General features: G+C 70.7%; 18 protein-coding genes, 2 tRNA genes and 2 pseudogenes. 9 read left to right on the plus strand and 13 right to left on the minus strand.

Going from position 1 to position 19741, the window contains the following annotated elements:
• The first annotated feature begins 410 nt into the window (after nucleotides 1-410).
• Nucleotides 411-1226, plus strand: coding sequence for a lipase family protein (locus UA74_RS06710; protein WP_075743487.1), 816 nt, complete (start codon nucleotides 411-413; stop codon nucleotides 1224-1226).
• A 70-nt stretch (nucleotides 1227-1296) separates the two neighbouring features.
• Here the strand turns inward: UA74_RS06710 and UA74_RS06715 are convergent, their stop codons facing one another.
• Complete coding sequence (locus UA74_RS06715) at nucleotides 1297-1641, minus strand: hypothetical protein (protein WP_075739512.1); 345 nt, start codon at nucleotides 1639-1641, stop codon at nucleotides 1297-1299.
• Nucleotides 1642-1724: 83 nt separating this feature from the next.
• On the opposite strand from UA74_RS06715, the gene UA74_RS06720 reads away from it, so the two are divergent.
• The gene (locus UA74_RS06720; RefSeq protein WP_075739513.1) at nucleotides 1725-2141 is read left to right on the plus strand and encodes a VOC family protein; all 417 of its coding nucleotides are present in this window, start codon (nucleotides 1725-1727) and stop codon (nucleotides 2139-2141) included.
• Here UA74_RS06720 and UA74_RS06725 read toward each other — a convergent pair.
• Nucleotides 2130-2822: a DJ-1/PfpI family protein gene (locus UA74_RS06725; RefSeq protein ID WP_075743488.1), complete on the minus strand. Its 693-nt coding sequence runs from the start codon at nucleotides 2820-2822 to the stop codon at nucleotides 2130-2132. The two genes, UA74_RS06720 and UA74_RS06725, sit on opposite strands and share 12 nt — an antisense overlap.
• A gap of 129 nt (nucleotides 2823-2951) precedes the next feature.
• Here UA74_RS06725 and UA74_RS06730 point away from each other — a divergent pair, with 129 nt between their 5' ends.
• Nucleotides 2952-3272 carry a hypothetical protein gene (locus UA74_RS06730; protein ID WP_075764039.1) on the plus strand — a complete coding sequence of 107 codons (321 nt, stop codon included), beginning with the start codon at nucleotides 2952-2954 and terminating at the stop codon, nucleotides 3270-3272.
• Between the two features lie 210 nt (nucleotides 3273-3482).
• Here UA74_RS06730 and UA74_RS06735 read toward each other — a convergent pair whose 3' ends face one another.
• Together UA74_RS06735 and UA74_RS06740 are read right to left on the minus strand one after the other, a co-directional pair.
• Nucleotides 3483-3710, minus strand: a complete 228-nt coding sequence (locus tag UA74_RS06735) for a hypothetical protein (protein WP_075739515.1) — start codon at nucleotides 3708-3710, stop codon at nucleotides 3483-3485.
• A gap of 116 nt (nucleotides 3711-3826) precedes the next feature.
• Nucleotides 3827-3899: transfer RNA gene (locus UA74_RS06740), tRNA-Lys, on the minus strand.
• Between the two features lie 386 nt (nucleotides 3900-4285).
• On the opposite strand from UA74_RS06740, the gene UA74_RS06745 reads away from it, so the two are divergent.
• Entirely contained in the window at nucleotides 4286-5515 is a 1230-nt protein-coding gene (locus UA74_RS06745; RefSeq protein ID WP_232237656.1) for a L,D-transpeptidase, read from the plus strand.
• Between the two features lie 465 nt (nucleotides 5516-5980).
• Here the strand turns inward: UA74_RS06745 and UA74_RS06750 are convergent, their stop codons facing one another.
• On the minus strand, nucleotides 5981-7150 hold the full coding sequence (locus UA74_RS06750; protein WP_075764041.1) for a cytochrome P450: 1170 nt from the start codon (nucleotides 7148-7150) through the stop codon (nucleotides 5981-5983).
• An 83-nt stretch (nucleotides 7151-7233) separates the two neighbouring features.
• Here UA74_RS06750 and UA74_RS06755 point away from each other — a divergent pair, with 83 nt between their 5' ends.
• Nucleotides 7234-7833 carry a TetR/AcrR family transcriptional regulator gene (locus UA74_RS06755; RefSeq protein ID WP_075743489.1) on the plus strand — a complete coding sequence of 200 codons (600 nt, stop codon included), beginning with the start codon at nucleotides 7234-7236 and terminating at the stop codon, nucleotides 7831-7833.
• 434 nt (nucleotides 7834-8267) lie between these two features.
• On the opposite strand, the gene UA74_RS06760 is transcribed toward UA74_RS06755, so the two are convergent.
• From UA74_RS06760 to UA74_RS06790, 7 genes are all read right to left on the minus strand, one after another.
• Nucleotides 8268-8343, minus strand: a tRNA-His gene (locus UA74_RS06760).
• A 110-nt stretch (nucleotides 8344-8453) separates the two neighbouring features.
• The gene (gene orn, locus UA74_RS06765; protein WP_075739518.1) at nucleotides 8454-9107 is read right to left on the minus strand and encodes an oligoribonuclease; all 654 of its coding nucleotides are present in this window, start codon (nucleotides 9105-9107) and stop codon (nucleotides 8454-8456) included.
• Nucleotides 9104-11080, minus strand: coding sequence for a PH domain-containing protein (locus UA74_RS06770; protein ID WP_075739519.1), 1977 nt, complete (start codon nucleotides 11078-11080; stop codon nucleotides 9104-9106). Before UA74_RS06770 ends, orn begins: the two co-directional genes overlap by 4 nt.
• On the minus strand, nucleotides 11077-11607 hold the full coding sequence (locus UA74_RS06775) for a PH domain-containing protein (protein ID WP_232237657.1): 531 nt from the start codon (nucleotides 11605-11607) through the stop codon (nucleotides 11077-11079). Before UA74_RS06775 ends, UA74_RS06770 begins: the two co-directional genes overlap by 4 nt.
• 29 nt (nucleotides 11608-11636) lie before the next feature.
• On the minus strand, nucleotides 11637-12980 hold the full coding sequence (locus UA74_RS06780; RefSeq protein ID WP_075739520.1) for an AMP-binding protein: 1344 nt from the start codon (nucleotides 12978-12980) through the stop codon (nucleotides 11637-11639).
• Nucleotides 12981-13011: 31 nt separating this feature from the next.
• Nucleotides 13012-13551: a GNAT family N-acetyltransferase gene (locus UA74_RS06785; protein ID WP_075764043.1), complete on the minus strand. Its 540-nt coding sequence runs from the start codon at nucleotides 13549-13551 to the stop codon at nucleotides 13012-13014.
• Nucleotides 13548-13751, minus strand: a complete 204-nt coding sequence (locus UA74_RS06790; protein ID WP_157442179.1) for a hypothetical protein — start codon at nucleotides 13749-13751, stop codon at nucleotides 13548-13550. Before UA74_RS06790 ends, UA74_RS06785 begins: the two co-directional genes overlap by 4 nt.
• 647 nt (nucleotides 13752-14398) lie before the next feature.
• Between UA74_RS06790 and UA74_RS06795 the strand changes: the two genes are divergently transcribed.
• The 4 genes and pseudogenes from UA74_RS06795 to UA74_RS06805 form a co-directional block, all read left to right on the plus strand.
• Entirely contained in the window at nucleotides 14399-15316 is a 918-nt protein-coding gene (locus UA74_RS06795; protein ID WP_232237658.1) for an EamA family transporter, read from the plus strand.
• A 183-nt stretch (nucleotides 15317-15499) separates the two neighbouring features.
• The gene (gene malQ / locus UA74_RS06800) at nucleotides 15500-17530 is read left to right on the plus strand and encodes a 4-alpha-glucanotransferase (protein WP_075739524.1); all 2031 of its coding nucleotides are present in this window, start codon (nucleotides 15500-15502) and stop codon (nucleotides 17528-17530) included.
• Between the two features lie 245 nt (nucleotides 17531-17775).
• Nucleotides 17776-17931: pseudogene (locus UA74_RS33370) on the plus strand (hypothetical protein); the annotation flags it as partial.
• 86 nt (nucleotides 17932-18017) lie between these two features.
• Nucleotides 18018-18866 (plus strand): annotated as a pseudogene (locus UA74_RS06805) (EamA family transporter); the annotation flags it as partial.
• 312 nt (nucleotides 18867-19178) lie between these two features.
• On the opposite strand, the gene UA74_RS06810 reads toward UA74_RS06805, so the two are convergent.
• The gene (locus UA74_RS06810; RefSeq protein ID WP_232237659.1) at nucleotides 19179-19679 is read right to left on the minus strand and encodes a GNAT family N-acetyltransferase; all 501 of its coding nucleotides are present in this window, start codon (nucleotides 19677-19679) and stop codon (nucleotides 19179-19181) included.
• Nucleotides 19680-19741: the final 62 nt, after the last annotated feature.

The raw sequence follows: 19741 nt of genomic DNA on the forward strand, positions 1-19741 counted from the left end.
CCACGGGTGGGGAGAGCCTGACCGGGCTCTCCCCACCCGGTCGTGTCAGGCCGGTCGGATCGCCGTCCTGCCGGGTGACGGCCTCGTGTCGACGGGCCGACCTGCGCAGCACGCCTGCGACCTCGCGATGATCGCCGCGCACCGCATCGCCGCCCTCGGCATCCTCACTCGACCGGATGTCGCTGGATGAGGTGGTCGAACTGGATCATGACCGGCGGCGGTCTTACCGTCGCACTGTCCAGAACCCCTGCCGCCCGACGGACCTGATCTCGGCTGTGCGCCACGGGGAGATCGTGATCGCTCGCGATCGAGTCCGGGCCGGCTTCGGTGACCAGCGGCTCGCGCCCGGCCCGTATGTCGCCTTCGCCCGTGCGGCAGCGGAACTCACGCCCCCACGGAAGAGGCGACCGATGACTGTCTCCGCTCTCGATCACCGCGTGACCGGCTACCAGCTCGACCACGCCTACTGGCTGGGCAAGGCCGCGAAGCTCGCCTATTCGGGGGAGGAGGAGATCCGGGCGGAGACGGCGCGCTGGGGCTTCGACCGGTTCCGCTTCCTGCACGTCGTGCGGGATCTGCCGGTGCCGCTCGACGACACACAGGCGTACCTGGCCGCCAGCGATCACATGATCATCCTCGCCTTTCGGGGCACCGAGATCACGCAGATCAAGGACTGGCTCACCGACGCGACCACTCCCGTCGCTCCTGGGCCTGCCGACCGGGGCCTGGTGCACCTGGGCTTCGACCAGGCCTTGGCGACGGTTCTTCCCCTGGTGTGCCAAGGCATCAAGGAACTCCGCACCAACGACCAGAGCATCTGGCTGACCGGCCACAGCCTCGGCGGTGCGCTGGCGATGCTGGCGGCGGCGACCCTGTACTTCGAGGACCCCAACCTGACCCCCGACGGCGTCTATACCTTCGGCCAGCCCCGCACCTGTGATCCGCGGCTCGCGCATGCCTACGACGAGGCGCTGGAGGGACGAACCTTCCGCTTCGTCAACAACAACGACATCGTCCCCCAGCTGCCGCCCGAGCCGGTGTTCCGGCACGTCAAGGCCGCCCGATACTTCGATCGAACCGGGGCGCTGCACGAGCAGCTGTCGTTGTGGGGCGGCATCGCGGACAAGGTGGGGGGTCACACCGACGAGCTGCTGCTGCCGGGCAGCGACGCGCTCAAAGATCACCCGATGGACCGGTACCTGGAGAACATCGAGAAGAACCTGTAGCCACGGGCTCGCGGCGGCGGGGTCGGCGGGTTGCCTGCTTCGCCGTTCACGGGCGACGATCAGCGCCTGGTCACAACGAGACCATCAGGGCCACCAGGAAGACCGCCGCGTAGAACAGCCAGGGCCACCCGACCCAGCCTACGACGGGCCTGCCCGCGCGGATCGCGCGTTCCCCGCCGATCCCACCGGTGATGAGGCCTGCCAGCAGCGTCGCAGTCGGCCCGTAGAGCAGGAAGACGTTCCGCGGCACCGAGCAGTTCGCAGGCTCGGCACAGGACATTGCGGCGGCCACCACGAACAGCAGGTTCACGTACAGCAGCAGGATTCCGGTCGCCAACAGGCCGCCCAGACCGAGCCACAGGAACAGGCGTGGGCGCCGCACCGACAGTGGTGGCCTGATCTCCGACTGTGACATGCGTCGGACTGTAGGGGACCGGGCGGCAGGGGACCGGCGAAATGCAGTGGGCGGCGTCGATTCCATGTAGCAGAATCGCCGACGTGATCCGACTGCATGACATCGTCGTCGACTGCGCTCGTCCGGCCGCGCTGGCCCGATTCTGGGCCGCCGCTCTGGACGACTACGAGGTCGCCCCCTACGACGAGGAGGAACTCGCGCGCCTGCGCGCCGAGGGCATCGACGACCCGGAGGACGATCCGCTGGTCCTCGTCGAGCCGAGGGCCGACGGGGGACCGAGGCTGTTTTTTCAACTCGTTCCCGAGCCCAAGATCGCGAAGAATCGACTGCACCTGGACCTGCGGTGTGACGACCTGAGTGCCGGGGCCGATCGACTGATCAAACTCGGGGCGCGTGTGCTGAGCAGGACGGACGACTGGATCGTCCTCGGTGATCCCGAGGACAACGAGTTCTGTCTCGGCGCGGAGACGGATGCCGAGGCGGTCTCGTCACCGAGCTGACTCGCCGAGTCGGGCCGCCGCCCGGCGGACTGCCTGCAGCCGTGCCTCGTCCACCCTGCCGATGGTCGCCGCCACCAACTCCGGGTCCGCCGTCGCGGGCGAACCCGCGTCGAACGGCGGCGCCGGGTCGTACTCCAACCGCAGTTGGACCCGCTTCGCCACGTCGTCCCCGAAGATCCTCGCCGCCAGCACGAGCGCGAAGTCGATCCCGGAGGTGACGCCTGCACCGGTGATCCGATTCCCGTCGATCACCACCCGCTCGCTGGTCGGGATCGCCCCGAGTTCGGCGAGCATCGGCAGCGCCGACCAGTGGCTGGTCGCGCGGCGACCCGTGAGCAGCCCCGCCGCCGCCAAGGTGAAAGAGCCGGTGCACACCGAGGTGACCCAGGACGCGCCCGCAGCCTGCCTGCGCAGGAAGTCCAGCGCGACCTTGTCGTCGAAGAGGTCGAAGGCGCCCTTGCCGCCGGGCACGAAGAGGACGTCGGCCTGCGGGCAGTCCGCCAAGGTTGTCGTCGGCACGATCGACCAGCCGCAGTCGGTGACCACCGGCCGGGTGTCATGCCAGGCGAGATGCACCTCGGTGTCCGGCAGTCGGGAGAAGACCTGCGCGGGTCCAGTGAGGTCGAGCTGGGTGACGTCCGGGAACAACAGGGCGACGATCCGAAGCGGCGAAGGGCTCACCACTGGATTTTAGGCGGTGGGCGGGGCCGAGCGGGTCGGTGTGCCGGTACCGGCAGGCGGTGGTGCGAGCGGGTGAGTAGGGCCGTCGAAGATCGATCTCATCGATCGTCCTCTGCTAGCTTTGTCGACATGTCGGCTTCGGCGGGTCCCGAATCCGCAAGCACCGTGGGCCCGTGGCTGGCCGTGGTGGGCGCACTCTCCGCCCTCTTCGCCGTGATTCTGCTGGTGGTCGCGTTTCCGCTGTCGCCGATTCCTGGTCTGGCCGCTGTGCTGATCGGCTTCCTGGGCATTCGCAACGGCGCGAGGCGGCATCGTCCGCTGTATCAGACGGTCGCGGCGGTCGGCGTCTTCTGCGTGATACTCGGCGGCGTGGCCATCTTCACGCTTCTCGCGGTAGGCGAGGGTTCAGGCGGGGTGACGACAACGTCGGTCGTGACCAGGCTCGGCTGACGAGTGTTCTTTTCGGATCCTGGACATCCCCCTTGGTCTTGTTGCATCGGTGGCGGCAGCGCTTCAACTCCGCCGAGAGGTCCTCGAACACCTTAGGGCCGAGCTGCATCATTCGCGGGAGCGTCGTCCGGCCCAACGTGGGGCGGGTCGCCAGCAGCGTGTAGGCGCTCGCGGTGGTCTTCTCCACCTCGTGACTGCGCAGCCACTCGTCTAAGAACTGATCGAACGTTGCCCCGGGGTTGGATCTCTTGTGGTCCCGCGCCTCGCGCCCAGGAAGCGGTCCCGGATCTTGATCGCCTCGTCTTCGGTCTTGGCGGACCGGGTGACCATGATCGCCTTGCCGATGTTCGGGTCGTAGCCGGTGAACACTCGCACCTGGTACCGCGAGCCTCGCGCCCGGATGCCGGTCAGGTCCTTGACGCGCTTCGTTCTGGCCATAGACGCACGTTAGCGCCGACCTATTGGACACCCTATTGGACAGGTGCCCGGCAGACCGGCGCTAAGGTGATCTAGATTTACGACATACGCACTGGTCAACGGGATCTTGACCTTAGTGCGGCATCAGGGACTTGAACCCCGAACCCGCTGATTAAGAGTCAGCTGCTCTGCCAATTGAGCTAATGCCGCGTATTCATCTCTCTTCGCCCCGCAGGATGCTCTCCGTGCGGCGCGGCAGAACAGTAACACAGGCCCCGTCGGACCCTGAAATCCGACCCCCGGCCCGACGGCTCGACACAGGTGGCGACACGAGGAGGCCGGTCGGACGACCGGGTGCCGTGCGGGGTGGCCGCCGGCTCGGACGAGCGAAGTCGATCGAGGTTGACGGGCTCCCCCATTAGGCTGACAGGAGAGCCTTGGCATCGATTGGCTTGGGGATGCAACCAGGCGTGGTGTTGCGGCGTCTATCTGGGCAAAGAGGTTTCGGGGGGCACCGGTCCGACTGGGGGCGGTTGTGACTCATACCCCCGTTCAGGCTAGGGATCGAGCCGCCCGATGGCGGCATGGGGGAAACAGTGAGTAGAACGCTTCGTTCCGGCGACCAGGGCGGGCTGCGTGCGGTGCGGAGGCCTGCGTTAGCCGTCGCCGCCGGACTCGTCGCGCTGTTGGTCACGGCATGCACCTCGGAGGCCGGTGGGAGTGCCGGTGGCGCGGGGAGCCCGGAGTCGTCCAGTGCGCCGCCTGCTCCGCCGGTGACGCTCTCCCTGCCCGCTGATGCGGGCACCGACGTCGCGCCGGGGGATCCGATCGAGGTGACCGCCGAGGACGGGGTCCTCACCGAGGTCGTCATGACCAATCCGGACGGCGATGCCGTCGCGGGGGAACTCGCCGAGGACGGGCTGAGCTGGTCCCTGGCCGAGCCGCTCGGGTACGGCCGGGCCTACACGCTCACCGCCACGGGGGAGAACGCCGACGGCGAGACCGTCACCGAGACCTCGGAGTTCACCACCGCCACGCCGAGCGCCGAGGCCTACGTCGGCTTCTCGCCGCTGCCGGGGGCGACCATCGGGGTTGGACATCCGCTGGCCTTCTACTTCGACGGGACGCCGATCCAGGACAAGGCCGCGGTGGAGGCGGCGATCTCCATCACCACGGAACCCGAGGTCGAGGGCGCCTTCTACTGGTTCGAGGACACGCGGGTGCACTGGCGTCCCCAGGAGTACTGGGAGCCCGGCACGGTCATCACCATCGACGCCGACGTCTACGGCAAGCACTTCGGCAACGGCGTCTACGGCAAGGAGAGCCGCCAGTCGACGCTGACCGTCGGCGACTCCTTCATCGCCCGCGCCGACGGCGCCACCCATCAGCTCACCGTCGAGATCAACGGCGAGGTCGTCCGGACGATGCCCACCTCGCTGGGCAAGGCGCCGTTCCAGTCCTGGGACGGCGTGCACGTCGCCACCTCGAAGCACGCGCAGTACACGATGGACTCCTCGACCTACGGCCTCGACGTCGCCTCGGGCGGCTACGTCACCGACGTCCAGTGGGCCACCCGGATCGCCAACAACGGCGAGTTCGTGCACGCGGCGCCGTGGAACGGCCTGTTGGGTCAGGCCAACGACAGCCACGGCTGCATCAACCTCTCCACCGAGGACGCCAAGTGGTTCTACGACAACGTCAAGAGCGGTGACGTGGTGATCATCGAGAACTCCGGCGGGCAGGAGCTGCCCGGCGACGGGGGACGTGGCGGTTACAACGACTGGCAGATCTCCTGGGACGAGTGGAGCGCGGGCGGCCGCCGCTGACCCGATCGTCTCGACCCTTCCCGGACGGCGGGTCCGACGTCTCTGCTGAGGCGCTTCGGGCCCGCCGTCGGCGTCTGCCTGCCCACCCGGCGCCGACCCTGCCCGATTGCCCGAGGCGCGGGCGCGAACCCAGCGTCCCGAGTCGGAGTGCAGCGCCGACGTCGTAGATCAGCCGGGCGGGCTCGCCGTCGGTGCGGTGATGCCGACGGAGGCGGGCCTGCCTGCCGGGGGCAGCCGAGGCGCAGCGCCTCCTCGTGGGCCGCGTCGCGGTACCCGACGCTGGACGCCTCAGGACACCTGGACGAGGCCCGCTTCGACGACGAGTTGTTCGCCCGCGCCGTGGGTGCCATCCCTCGGCGGGCTCGGCGGCGGACGGGCCGACCGATCCGGACCGGACGACCCGACCTGAGAATCAGGCCGTCCGTCGCCAGGGGCACCGGCCGCGTCGGCGGGGCACGAGCCTCCTCACCAGATGACGTGGACGGCCGTCGGGCCTGCATCGGCATGACTGCGTGACCAGCTGACATCGTCGATGCTGCCCCGGAGCGCGAGCGTGGGGAGGCGCTGCGCGAGCGCGTGGAGCGCGGCGCCGATCTCAAGCCGGGCGAGGGCTGCGCCGAGGCAGTGATGCGGTCCACGGCCGAAGGCGAGGTGACCTGCGCTCCGGCCGGGGCGGAAGCTGTCGGGCTGGTCGAACCTGGCGGGGTCGCGGTTGGCCGCCCCCAACCGGACGAGGACTCGGTCACCCGCTCGGATCGTCACGCCGCCCAACTCGACGGCCTCGTGCGCCCAGCGCGGAAAGACCTCGCCGATCAGGGCGATCTGAAGCCGCACGACCTCCTCGACCACCGCGTCGATCGCCGCAGGCTCGATGGGGAACGCCGCGAGCCGTCCTTCGTCGATCAACACGAGCGCACCGACCGAGACGGAGTTCGTCGCGGTCAGATACCCGGAGGCCAGAATCGTGAGGGCCAGCGTGGTCAGCTCGCCATCGGTGAGCTGGTCGTCGTCGCGTTCGTGCGCGGTGATCAGAGCGCTCAGCAGATCGTCCGCCTGCTCCTCGCGTTTCGCGGCGACGAGGCCCCCGACGTACTCGCCGAACTCGCGCCAGGCCTGCTGTGCGGCCTCCCGGTCGCCTTCGGCGGAGAGGAAGTCTGCGGCGCCTGCCGCATCGGCGAGCCTGCGGAAGCGGTCCCGCTCGGCGATGTCGACGCCGAGGAGTTCGCTGATGACGGTGATCGACAGCGGCGCGGCGAAGTCGGCGACGAGGTCGGCAGGCTGGTCGCCGTGGGCGAGTCGGTCGGCCAGTGCGGCGGCGTGCGCCTCGACGCGCGGGCGGAGGGCGGCGATCCGACGTCGGGTGAAGGTCTTTCCGACGAGGCGACGGAGTCGGGCGTGCGGTTCTCCGTCGGTCAGCAGGGTGGCGTCCTCCGACCGGGGATCGCCGGGTCGGGAGACGCCGAATCGGGGATCCCCGAGGACCGTGGACGCCGCGTCGTATGACGTGACGAGCCAGGCAGGCTGCCCGTCTTCTGCGGTGACGGCGGCGATCGGTGCCCGGTCACGGAGGTCGGCGTAGGCGGGCGGGGGAGCCAGCGGGTGGAGGCGGTCGAAGGGCAGGGTCGGCAGCGGCATGGTGGTCGCCTCACTGTGATTTTTGCATTTCGACTGCAATGTAAAAGCGGCGACGACCGTTGTCAATGTGGCACCATGTGCCCGTGCCCAAGCAGGTCGACCATCACCAGCGGCGCACGCTGATCGCCGACGCGCTGATGCGCGTCGCGGCCGAACGGGGGGTCGAGGCGGTGAGCCTTCGGCACGTGGCGGCGGAGGCGGGCGTGACCTCCGGCATGGTTCAGCACTACTTCCGGAGCAAGGACGAGATGATGACCTTCGCCATGGAGGTGATCCGGGAGAAGGTCGCCGTTCGTCTCACCGCTGACGCCCCCGGCGGCGACGCGCCGGTCACCGAGTTGGTCAGACGACTCCTGGTGCAGCTGCTGCCGCTCGACGAAGCACGGCGGACCGAGGGGCGGGTGGCGTTGGCGTTCTTGGCGTATGCCGCAGGCCGCCCGGAGATCGGGGCCGCCGTGCGGACGGACAACGCCCGCCTTCAGCTGCTGGTTGCCGATCATCTCCGTGCCGCGCAGGCGGCAGGGCAGGTGCGGGCGGACCTCGAGCCAGCCCACGCGGCCAGGGCATTGACGGCGTTGGTCGAAGGGCTCGGGATGCAGGCGCTCAGCGGCGACTGTTCGCCGGAGACGGCGCTGGCCGTGTTCGATGCGCAGTTGGACCTGCTGTTCGGGCGGAGTGCCTGAGCTCGAGACGTCACGATCGTCGGTCCGGCCGGTGGACCTCCGCAGGCTCGGTGAGCCGCCCTTGCTGGCGCCGATGCCGCTGATCGCGTGGGCCGGGAGCCGACCGCAGGCACCACGCATCGCGGCGGGGATCGGGCCCGACTGGTCGAACCGGACCAGGAGAACATCGTTGAAACGGCTGCCTGCCCGCCTGCGCCGCGCGGGATGCGGGGAGTGTGCCCGCCCGTGCCGGACAGCGTGCCGTCCAGCGGAGAACGGCACCCTGTCGCCAGGACGACGACGCGGACGGCCCGGCCGGTCGACACCCGATGCGGTGCCGGGATCCAAAGCCGACACGCACGCGCGCCGGAACGGAGAACGCCCCGAAACGAGAACGAGGCCCGAGCCTCGATCAAGGAGAATCCCTCAATCGACAGGCTCGGACCTCGTCCGGCTGGGGTGAGTGACGGGACTTGAACCCGCGGCCCCCGGGACCACAACCCGGTGCTCTACCAGCTGAGCTACACCCACCACGATCCGACGGTCGCAGCCGCCGTGACGTGGCACAGCTTAGCGTGTCCGTACTCGGCATCGGAAACGGGTTCCCCTTTAGCGGCTCGACCCGTCGTTCGCGCCGGTGATCAGGCGTCTCCGCTCGCCTTCTCCTGCGCGAGCGCCGTGCCGCCGACCTCGGCGGTCTCGCCGAGCAGCCGGGTGGCGACGGCCTGCACCTGCTCGGTCGTCGGCCCCGGCTGGGCGACGAACGCCGTCTGCCGGTAGTACCGCAGCTCGCGGATCGACTCTCTGATGTCGGCCAGCGCCCGGTGCGCCAGGCCCTTCTCCGGCTGCGCGAAGTAGATGCGCGGGTACCAGCGTCTGCACAGCTCCTTGACCGAGGAGACGTCCACCATCCGGTAGTGCAGGTGGGCGTCCAGCTCGGGCATGTCGCGGGCGATGAAGCCTCGGTCGGTGCCGATCGAGTTGCCCGCGAGCGGCGCGGTGCGGGCATCCGGGACGTACTCGCGGACGAACTCCAGCACCCGGCGTTCCGCCTCGGCCATCGTCACGGTGGAGCGTCGGACCTCCTCGGTGAGACCGGAGCGGGAGTGCATCTGCCGGACCACCTCCGGCATCCCGTCCAGTGCGGACTCCTCGGTCCTGATCACGATGTCCACGCCCTCGCCGAGCACGTTCAGATCGGCGTCCGTGACGAGCGCGGCGATCTCTATCAGTGCGTCGGACTTCAGGTCGAGGCCGGTCATCTCGCAGTCGATCCATACCAACCGGTCATTCACGACGACGAGTTTAGGTGCTCGACCTGCGCCGTCCCGACGGGCTGCTGGTGTGTCGCGGCGCCGCCGCCCGGCGACTTCGCGCCGATCAGGAACGGCTGCAGCAGATCGGGGACCGCCTCGTCGGCGACGCCGAGCGCCACGGGTTCGCCGACGTCGATCACCGAGTAGGCGTTGCCGCCCGCCGCCGTGGTCGCGGTGAGGGTGACCAGGCCTGCGGAGCGTTGGAACACCGACCGGCTGATGTTCCAGCCGATGATGCCGTCGCGTTCCAGCGCCACGGTGTTGCGGCTCAGCGAGCCGTGGCGCGTGACGAGGTAACGCGAGTCCAGCGAGTGCCCCAGGCTTCGGTAGCGATCCACGCCGAGGAACACCGCCACCGGCACCAGCGCCGTGGCGACCCAGGCGGGCCAGGACGGCCAGGAGCCGAGCAGCGTCAGCGCCCACAGGCCGCAGGCCAGCAGCAGCGCGGGGACCACGGCGCGGACCAGGCGGCGGGAGAGTGCGGCGGCGGGGTGCCTGCTCAGCGCGGTCTGCGTGGGGGAACGGTCCTGACGAGACACCCCGGCCGCGACTCGGTGGGCCTCGCTCACCGGCGCGGGCGGGAGCAGCTGGCTGCTGTCCGGGGAGACCGCGCTGATGCCGACGGCGACTGCGTTGACCTGCCCGGCGTGCGCGCCTCGAAGCAGCAGCGGCTCCTGTAGCTCCACGCCGCGCAGCCGCTTCTCCTCCAGGGAGACCGCGCGCGTGGTCAACAGCCCGCGTCGCACGCGGATGGTGCCGTCCGTCTCGCGGGTGAGGACGTAGTTCCAATAACGGATGGCGTAGACGACCAGCGAGAGGATCGTGCTGATCAACAGCAGCGCGAGGATGATCCCGCCGACGAGCAGCCCGACGGGCAGGTCGTCCAGCCAGGTCAACCCGTCGCGGATCAGCCCGACCTCGTCGAGGGACAGCTCCTGGATCCACTGCATGCTCAGGCCTGCCAGCACGCCGACGGCGGTGAGACCCGCGAGGGTGAGCGGGGCGAAGCGCAGCCAGCGCGGGTCGAGGCGGGACAGCACGGTGCCGGGCTGCTCGGCCTGGACCCGGCCTGCGAGGCCTGCCCCGGTGTCGCCGGGCTCCGCGCCTGCGTCCGCATCGGCGGTGACGGGTGCGGGCGCACGGTGCAGCAGCACCTGACGCAGCCGCTCCGCCTCGGCCCGCGACACCGAGTCCAACGTCATCTCGTCGCTCAGCCCCGCACCCTTACGGCCGCCGGTGCCGATCTTCACCGTGGTGAGGCCGAAGATGCGGTGCATCAGCTTCGCGGTGAGGTCGACGGTGCGGATGCGGTCGCGGGGAACTGCGCGACGTGTGCGGAAGAGCCAGCCGGTGCGCAGCAGCACCTGGTCCTCACTGATCCGGTACCGCGTGGTGAGCCAGCGGATCAGACCGTTGACCAGCAGCAGACCCGCGATCACCGCGGCGACCCGGAACTGCCAGCGATCGGCGCCCTGGACCACCAGGGCCAGCAGCAGCACGGGAAGCAGACCCAACGCCTCGTTGAGGGGCTTGACCGCGATCACGCGCGCGTCGAGCCGCTGATCCGACTGCTCCGCCGCGATCAGCTCCGCCTCGGGCGGGGGCGGCGCAGCGGAGCCGGGGTGGCCCGCGAACTCGCCTGCCGGGTACGGGTACGGCGCGAAGGAGAACGCTCCGCCTGCGGGGGCGAGCGGAGGTTCGGCCGCGGGCACCAACTGGTCCCTCGGCGTCTCGGCTGCCTGCGGGCCCGCCGAGCGGCTGCCGGCTGCGGGGGTCGCCGATTCGGGGTCCGGATCGCCGCTGTCCTGTCCCGCCCCGACGCGCGGTTCGACCTGGCTGCCGTTCTGCGGGGTCGGTGTCGGTGTCGGCGGACTCGGAACGCCGCCGTTCGTCGGGGACTCGGGTTCACGGCCTGCGCGGACGACAGGGCCTTCGGTGTCACCGCTGGTCACGTCGCGTCACCCGGATTCGCCTCGGTGGTGGCGGTCAGCTCTTCGACGATGCGGATGCCCTGGTCCCGGTCCAGCCCGGTGATCTGGAGCGGTCCGGCCGCCGAGGCGGTGGTCACGGTGACGGTCGAGAGGCCGAGGAGCTGTTGGAGCGGCCCGCGTTCGGTGTCGACGGTCTGGATCCGTGAGGCGGGGGCGACCCGCCACTCCTGGTTCAGCCAGCCGCTCTGCGTGTAGACGGCGTGCTCGCTGAGCTCCCAGCGGTGCACCCGATACCGCCACGTCGGCATGACGGCGACGTGCAGCACGGCGACCGCACCCGCGACAGCCGAGGTCAGGTCCAGCGGGATCGGCGGGTCCGTCCACAGGAAGTGGCCGACGAGCAGCGGCGCGATCACGACGATCCAACCGAAGACGCAACGCAGCGTCCACCAGATGATCGCCTTGCTGCTGACGCGGTGCTCGGGTGGGCGCAGCCGCACCTCACGCAGCGGTGTCGCGTTCCCGGCGCCCGTCTCTGTCGAAGTCACGGCCTCACCCTGCCTTATCGCCGCGCGGCTCACTCATGATCCGTCGAATGAGTGTCGGAGGCGCTGCCGTCGACGAACAGCAGTCCCGTCGCGTCAAGATGCCCGAGGTCGCCGGTGAACGCCCGGCCCGCCGGGCCGAACGACTGGGCGATGGTGTCCTGCTCGCGCTGCAATTCCCATCCCGCGCCCTCGACGAAGATTCGTCCGGACTCGCCCGGCGGCAGCAGCGTCCCCTGTTCGTCGCGGATCGTCACCCGGATGTCGCGCGGCGGCCGTCCGACGGTGCCGGGGGCGCGGCGCAGGTCGGCGGGGGTGGCGATGCTGACCCAGGACAGCTCGGTCGTGCCGTAGAGGTTGTGCAGCACCGGGCCGAACTCGTCCCGGAACCGGGCCGCGAGCTCGCCGGGCAGCTGCGCCCCGGTGGAGACGACCGCGCGCAGGGCGGGCAGGCCCTCCGGCGGCGGACCGGCCTCGACCAGCCCGTGCAGCATCGAGGGCCGGGTGAACATCGAGGTGCAGCGATAGCGGCGCAGCGTGGACAGCATCGAGGCGGCGTCGGGCTCGCGCAGCAGGATCAGCGTCGCGCCGAGGACCACGGTCAAGTGCAGCGCCGACATGCCCCAGGTATGGGAGAGCGGCGCCGCCATGAGGGTCCGCTCGCCCGCCTCCAGCGGGATGCGGCCGAACACCGTCGCGGCGGGCGTGATGCGTGAGGGTGTTCGGCTCGGGACGGCGGTGGCCAGTCCGTGGCTGGTGGAGGTGAGGACGACGACGTCCTCCGGGTCCTGTCGCCGCGCTCGCGGTGTCGACGTCGAGTCGATGATCAGCTGCTCGATGGTGATCGCCGAGACCGGTGTCTCCGACCACGCGATGATCGTCGTCAGCGCACGGTCGACGGCCCGTAGCCTCGGGCGGAACTCATGATCGATGACGACGGTGTCGACCTGCTGGTCATCGAGGAACCGCGCGACCTGGGCCGGGGACAGGGCATCGGTGAGCAGGAGGATCTTCGCCCCGAGCTTGCTGCCCGCCACCAGTGTCTCGACCAGTGCGCGGTGATTGCCGCACAGCACGCCCAGCCAGGAGCCCTCCCGCACTCCCTGGCCCGCCAGCCCGTTGGCCAGCCGGGTGGTGCGCTCGCTCAGCTCCGCATAGCTGACGGCGCCGTGCTCGTCGATCACCGCAGGCCGGTCCGGGTGCCGAACGGCGCCCGTCGCATAGCCGAGCGGCAGACTGGTGTTCCACCGCCACATGGCGGCGAGCATCCGGATCAGTCGATCGGGGCGCATCGGGCGGAGCACTCCGTTGTCGATCAGAGTGCGGATGCCGCGCAGGCCGGTCCAGACGCTGTTCGGGGTGTCCGACCGGCTCATCGCGGCCGCCCGCCGCCCGCCGGAGCGCTCGTCATCGACTGACCAGACGCTGTTCGAGGATCTGGCCGGGCCAGCCGTGGTGGTCGAAGGTCTCCACCGGCTCGAATCCGCGATCCTGGTAGTACTTGATCAGGCGTCCCTCGCCGCCCGCCCAGCAGTCCAGGCGTACGCGGTCGACACCCTGCTCGACGGCGAACTCCCGCGCCAGTTCCAGCAGTCGGCCGCCGATGCCTCTGGCGGCCGGGTCACGTCCGGACACGAGAGCGACCACGTAGACCTCGGGCACCGTCGTCGGCGGAACGTAGTCGGGAGCCGGGCCGAGCGCGATGGCGCCGAGCAGAGTCCCGTCCTGCTCGGCGAGGTGTACTCGGCCGCTGCGTACCCACGTCGTGACGCGGTCTACCGCGCTCTCCCGTGCGGAGAACGGCGTCGAGCCCCACTGCCCCTCGGAACCGTGTTCGCACAGCCACTTGACGGCGTCGTCCAACAGCGCCAAGAAGCCCGCGATGTCCGCGGTGTCGGCGATCCTGATAGACCGGACGGGCCGGTCGTCGGTGTCGGTTCCGCTCATTCCCTAGAGGCTACGGACGCGGTGACCACCGCGTCACGCAACGCGGCTCTGAGCCTGCCGACCTCTAACGGCGCCAGAACCGCCGTCTCGCCGGGGGGCGCCACGATGACGATCTGGCCGTCATTGACGAAAACGGTCAGATCCCGCTTTCTGCCCGCCACATCTCGGCAGTTCACCGACCATTGGTTGCGGACCACCACGACCCCACATTCCGCCGTCACCGGCTATGTCTTCGCTGTTGTGCCTTCGCAGGCTCTCCCGAGGGAGACTCCACGAGCCCGATCCTGTGACGACAGTTGCTCGGGGCGCTGTCGACCTTCTCATTGAGTCGACGCACCGAACAGCGATGCCAGGCGTCGGTTGTGACGTATGACTCACTCGTTTTCGCGTATTCGTCGCCTGACGGCGGCCCGAATGTTTGCTCTGTGTGAGTTTTTCCGCCACGGAAGTGGCAAGGCTCGTCGACTGATGATCTCTGGGCGGCTGGCTCGACCTTCGGGGTCGCGGGAGCGGCGGCGCACCGGACCGACCGGAGTCGGGCCGCCCATGCCCTCTCCCGCCTGCACCGGACGACCTGCCTGCGCAGGCGGACGAGGTCGCGGGACGTCGTCACAGGCGTGTCGTCTTCCGTCGTCGACCGCCTGCGCCCTGCACGGAGGTCACCGGGTGGGGTCGGTGGCGATCGTCGATCCGGTCGGGCCTCGGGACGCCCCGATCGGATCAAGCGAAATCACCCGAGCGGGGGACGGTAGCGAGGCCGTCCCTCGGGGTGATCCGCCATTTCCGCCGCGTGACCGCCGACGTCGCGCTCCCTGCCCCCGGCGCGGGTAGGGCTACCGTCTCGCCCGTGGGCGAGCTGACGAACGGAACACCGACGGCGGGGGCATCGGGCGGTTCGGGATCTCCGGCGGGCGGCAGGCCCGCCGCCCTGCTGCTGGTGATGACCGGTGGCTTCTCCGTCCAGTTCGGCGCGGCGGTGGCCGTCTCGCTGTTCGTCCTTCTCGGCCCGGTGGGCACGGTGGCGCTCCGACTGACGCTGGCCGCCCTGGTCCTGTTGGCGATCACCCGACCGAGACTTCGGGGTCGCACCCGAGGTGACCTGATCTCGGTCGTCGGACTGGGCCTCGCCCTCGCCACGATGAACATCGGCATCTACGAGGCCATGGCGCGGATGCCGCTCGGCCCGGCCGTCACGCTGGAGTTCCTCGGCCCGCTCGGTCTCGCGGTCGTGCTCTCGCGGCGTCTCCGCGACGTGGCCTGGGTGCTGCTGGCGGGTGCGGGCGTCATCCTGCTGAGCAGCGGCGGCTTCGACCGACTCGATCCGGTCGGCGTCCTCTTCTCGCTCGGGGCAGGCGCGGGCTGGGCGTGCTACATCCTGCTGAGCGCGCAGGCGGGCCGACGATTCCCCGGTGTGCAGGGGTTGGCACTGGCCATGTGCGTCGCCGCGGTGATCGCACTGCCGCTGGGCATCGCCTCGGCGGGGACGGCGCTGTTCGTCCCGTCGACCTTGGCCGTCGCACTCGCCGTCGCGCTGCTGTCCTCCGTGCTGCCGTACTCGGTGGAGATGCACGCGCTGCGCCGAATCCCGGCGCGCGTCTTCGGCGTCTTGATGAGCCTCGGGCCCGCGATGGCGGCGCTGGCCGGCTTCCTCGTGCTGGGCCAGCGGCTCTCGATCCTGGAAGTGGTGGCCATCGGCCTGGTCATCGTGGCCAGCGGCGGCGCGACGTTCTTCTCCCGACCGCAGGCCGAGCCCTCGCCCACCTGAGCCGCAGCGGTGCCGGGCCCCTCCGCGGGAACATCCTCGCATGGAGTGGTTCCACACCGATGAGCTTGTGGGCTCCGGACCTGGTGGGCGACGATCAAGAAGACGGCCCGGCGATCGTGCGGGCAGGCGGGACGACTCGCCCGTGTCGGGTCGAGCGGCGGAAGCGGAATCGGTGGTGCACGGGTGAACGAGGAACTGGCCGCCTTGGCCGAGGAACACGGCGTCGCCACCTGGTACGAGGACTGGCGGCACCAGCGCATCGACGTCCCCACCGAGGTGGTCGTCGCGGTGCTCGGCAGGCTCGGGGTGGATGCGAGCACCCCGGTCGCGGTGCGTGCCGCACTCGCGGCGGCGGCCGAGCGGCGCTCCCGGATGCCCGCCACCATCGTGCTGCGACAGGGCGAGTCGGCTGGACTCACCGGCCCCGCCGTGATCGAGCTCGAGGACGGCGGGGCCAGGGCGGTCGTCGATCGACTGCCCACGGACCTGCCGATCGGCTGGCACCGGCTGCGCACCGGGGACGAACTCACCACGCTGGTCGTCGCGCCCCGCTCGGTTCCGCAGGTGCCGCGCGCGTGGGGCTGGATGGTCCAGCTCTACGCCCTGCACTCCGCCGAGTCCTGGGGCATCGGCGACTACGGCGACCTGCGGGAGCTGTTGGGCCGGTCCGCGACCGAGCTGGGCGCCGACGTGGTGCTGCTCAACCCGCTGCACGCCCCCGCGCTGACCACGCCCGTCCAGGCCTCGCCCTATTCGCCGTCGAGCAGGCGCTTCGCCAACCCGCTCTACCTGCGGATCGCCGAACTGCCCGAGTACCAGGCTGCCGGGCAGGGGCTACGCGAGGTGATCGACGCACTCGCGATCCCGGCGGGCGGCGAGCGCATCGACTACGACGCAGTCTGGCAGGCCAAACAGGCCGCCTTGGAGCTGCTGTGGCCATCGGCCGCGCCGCTCGACCTCACCGAGCAGCCCGCGCTCCGGGACTTCGCCACCTTCGCGGCACTGGCGGAACGACACGGCGCCGACTGGCGCGACTGGCCCGCCGACCTACGCGATCCTCGCTCGCCCGCCGTCGACGACGCACGGCGTGCACTGGCCGACCGAGTGGGCTTTCACGCCTGGTTGCAGCGTTGCTGCGTCGATCAGCTCGACGCGGCCCATCGGGCGGGCCGGGACGCGGGGATGCGGGTGGGCGTGATCGCCGACCTCGCCGTCGGCGTCACGCCGGACGGGGCGGATTCCTGGGCGCTCCAAGACGTGCTCGCCACCGAGGTCTCGGTCGGCGCTCCGCCGGACGACTTCAATCAACAGGGACAGCGGTGGGGACTGCCGCCGTGGCGTCCGGACCGGCTGGCGGAACAGGGCTACGCCCCCTACCGCGACATGCTGCGCGCCGTGCTGAGTCGGGCCGACGGCATCCGCATCGATCACGTCCTCGGGCTCTGGCGACTGTGGTGGGTCCCGCCGGGCGAGACCGCTGATCGGGGGACCTACGTCCGCTACGACGCCGACGCGATGCTGGGCATCCTCGCCCTGGAGGCCACCCGCGCGGGTGCGGTGGTGATCGGCGAGGACCTCGGCACCGTCCCCGACGGCGTCACCGAGGCCCTGCACGAGCGCGAGATCCTGTCCTCCTCGGTGCTGTGGTTCCAACGAGCGGATGAGGACGATCCCGACCTGCCGACCGGAACGCTGCTCCCGGTGAACCGTTGGGGCGAGTTCGCCGCTGCCAGCGTCTCCACCCACGATCTCCCGACGGCGGCGGGCTTCCTGCGGGGGGAGCACGTGCGGGTGCGGGCCGAACTCGGGGTCCTCACCTCCGATGTCGAGACCGAGCGCGTCCGGGCTGCCGCCGAACGGGCCGAGTTCGTGGCCTATCTGACCGACGAGGGCGTGCTGCCCGCGCGTGGCTCGGTCTCGACCGGGGCGGGCCTCGGTTCGGCCGGAGCGCCCGGCGAGGGCCTGCGCGACGATGAGCGGAGCGAGGCGGAGATCATCCTGGCGATGCATGCCCTGCTCGCCAGGACACCGGCCAGGCTGCTGCTCGCCGCGCCGTATGACCTGATCGGCGAGCCGAGGCAGCCGAACCTGCCGGGCACGGTCGACGAGTACCCGAACTGGCGCCTGCCGCTGCCGGTGACGATCGAGGAACTGCTGGCCGATCCCAGGGTCCGCGCCGCCGCCACGCTCCTGCGTCGCGACCGGCCGGGCTGAGAGCCTGTCTTCAATCCCCACTTTCGGAGTTGCGCGGGGCCGGCGCGGCGATCTGCGGCGTTGTCGTCAGTCGACACTCCGTTATGTCTCTTTCCTCCGCCTGGCAGCTCAGCCACGCTGATCCCCGCTCACGACTCCAGGGGGATCAAAGACAGGCTCTGAGAACGGGCGTTCGCCCGCGCGACGAGGCTGGCTCCCGATGTCCCGATCGGGCGCTTCTGGCGGGGTGCTGCCTGCGGTCGCCAGTCCGGGTCGACGGCGCGGTGCGCTCGCTCACCGATCCGCCCAAGCTGGAGAAGCAGGAGAAGCGCGACATCGAGGTCGTGATCGACCGGCTCGCCGTGACGGCCTCGGCGAAGCAGCGGCTGATGGACTCGGTCGAGACGGCACTGCGGCCGGCCGGGGCACCGGCCCGTGTCGGCAAAGACACAGGTGACAGCGGCTTTCTCGGTGGTATTCCCGCCGTCGGGAAAGCAGGCTGGGTGCCATGCCGATGCGTGACCGGGGACTGGCCTTGATCGTGGCCCTGCTGTGGGGGCTCAACTTCCTCGCCATCCGCTACGGCCTTGATCACTTCCCGCCGCTGTTCTTCGGCGGGCTGCGCTTCGCGGTGCTGGCGGTGCCGACGATGCTGTTCGTCCGTAGGCCGGGGGTTCGCTGGTACTGGCTGGTCGGGTACGGGCTCGGCTTCGGCACCGTGCAGTTCGCCTTCCTGTTCATCGGCATGGACGTCGGGATGCCGACGGGGCTGGCGTCCCTGGTGCTTCAGGCGTCGGCCCCGTTCACCGTCCTGCTCGGCGGCCTGCTGTTGCGGGAGCGGATCACCGCTCGCCAGGTCGGCGGCATCCTGCTCGCCGTCGCCGGGATGGCGGTGATCGGCTGGCAGCGGGCGCAGTTCGCCGCCCTGCTGCCCGTGCTGCTGACCCTCTGCGGTGCACTGGGCTGGGCGTTCGGCAATCTGTGCAGCAGGCAGGCCCGCCCGGAGAGCCCGCTGCGGCTGACCCTCTGGATGTCGGTGGTGCCGCCGATTCCGATGTTCACGCTGTCGCTGCTGTTCGAGGGCCCGACCGCGGGCTGGGACGCCCTGCGCACCGTCGGCGAGCCCGGCGGGCTGCTCGCGCTGGCGGGCCTGGCCTACGTCGTGGGACTGGCGACGGTGGTGGGCACCGGGATCTGGACGACCCTGATGAGCAGACATCCCGCCGGGGTGGTCGCGCCCTTCTCGCTGCTGGTGCCGGTGGTGGGGATCGCCACGGCCTGGCTGGTCCTGCGGGAGGTCCCCACGACGGTGGAGCTGATCGCCGGAGTGGTCGTGGTGGTCGGCGTGCTGCTCGGCATACCGCCCGCGCCTCGGGCCGCCGGGGGAGCGGGGACGGGTGCGACGGCAGCGGAGGGAGTCGGCGCGGGAGCGGCCGCCGGGCGGGAGGCTCGCCCGGTCGCCGCGACGTCGACGCCGGAAGAGGTCCTCGCGCCGACGCCTGCCCCTGCCGTTGGTGCCCCCGCCGTTGGTGCCCCGGCCGCTGGTGCCCCGGCCGCGCAGGCCGTGTCGGTGGTGGAGCCGTCCGAGCCCGCCGCCTCGGCGGAGCTGCCGAGTCCGCCCGCCTCGTCTGCCGCGTCGAGCTGAGCGGGGTTCTGCGGCGCCGTCGCGTCAGCGCAGGTCGTGAACCATGACCACCCTCGGGGCCACCGTGATCCCCGCTTCGATCTCCAGCTGCCGTTGGGCGGCGAGTTCGGGGCCGTGGTCGCGCTCGGCGAGCACGCGGAAGCCGCGATGCGCGTACCAGGGCGCGTTGAACGCCAGGTCGGCGAAGGTGGTGAGGCTGACCCGGTCGAAGCCGCGCCGTCGAGCCCGGTCGACCGTGGCCCGGAGCAGCGAGCCGCCGATCCCGCGTCGGCCGTAGGCGGGATGCACGGCCAGCTCCGCGAGATGCCAGTCGCCGTCGAGCACGGTCGTTGCGGCGAAGCCGACCGGCCCGGCCGACGGCAGGTCGGCCACCAGGACGTCGTCGGCCTCGGCGATGGTCGCCGCCGGATCGTCCTCGGGCAGGACGATGCCGTGTTCGGCGAACAGCCGGCCCGCCGCCGTGCTGACCGCGACCAGCATGGGCACGTCGCTCGCCAGCATCGGTCGCACGATCTCGTCGCTCACTGCGCGGCTCCGTCCGGTGTGGTTCCGACGGATGCGATGCCGTGCCGGGTGCCGCCCCGACA

Origin of the sequence: Actinoalloteichus fjordicus (assembly GCF_001941625.1) — a bacterium.
In the GTDB taxonomy this organism is placed as follows: Bacteria; Actinomycetota; Actinomycetes; order Mycobacteriales; family Pseudonocardiaceae; genus Actinoalloteichus_A; species Actinoalloteichus_A fjordicus.

Coding starts and splice junctions, on each gene's coding strand:
- UA74_RS06715 (WP_075739512.1), bottom strand. CDS start 1,641: ATGTCACAGTCGGAGATCAGGCCACCACTGTCGGTGCGGCGCCCACGC.
- UA74_RS06780 (WP_075739520.1), bottom strand. CDS start 12,980: ATGAGCCGGTCGGACACCCCGAACAGCGTCTGGACCGGCCTGCGCGGC.
- UA74_RS06785 (WP_075764043.1), bottom strand. CDS start 13,551: ATGAGCGGAACCGACACCGACGACCGGCCCGTCCGGTCTATCAGGATC.
- UA74_RS06730 (WP_075764039.1), top strand. CDS start 2,952: ATGTCGGCTTCGGCGGGTCCCGAATCCGCAAGCACCGTGGGCCCGTGG.
- UA74_RS06750 (WP_075764041.1), bottom strand. CDS start 7,150: ATGCCGCTGCCGACCCTGCCCTTCGACCGCCTCCACCCGCTGGCTCCC.
- UA74_RS06710 (WP_075743487.1), top strand. CDS start 411: ATGACTGTCTCCGCTCTCGATCACCGCGTGACCGGCTACCAGCTCGAC.
- UA74_RS06735 (WP_075739515.1), bottom strand. CDS start 3,710: ATGGCCAGAACGAAGCGCGTCAAGGACCTGACCGGCATCCGGGCGCGA.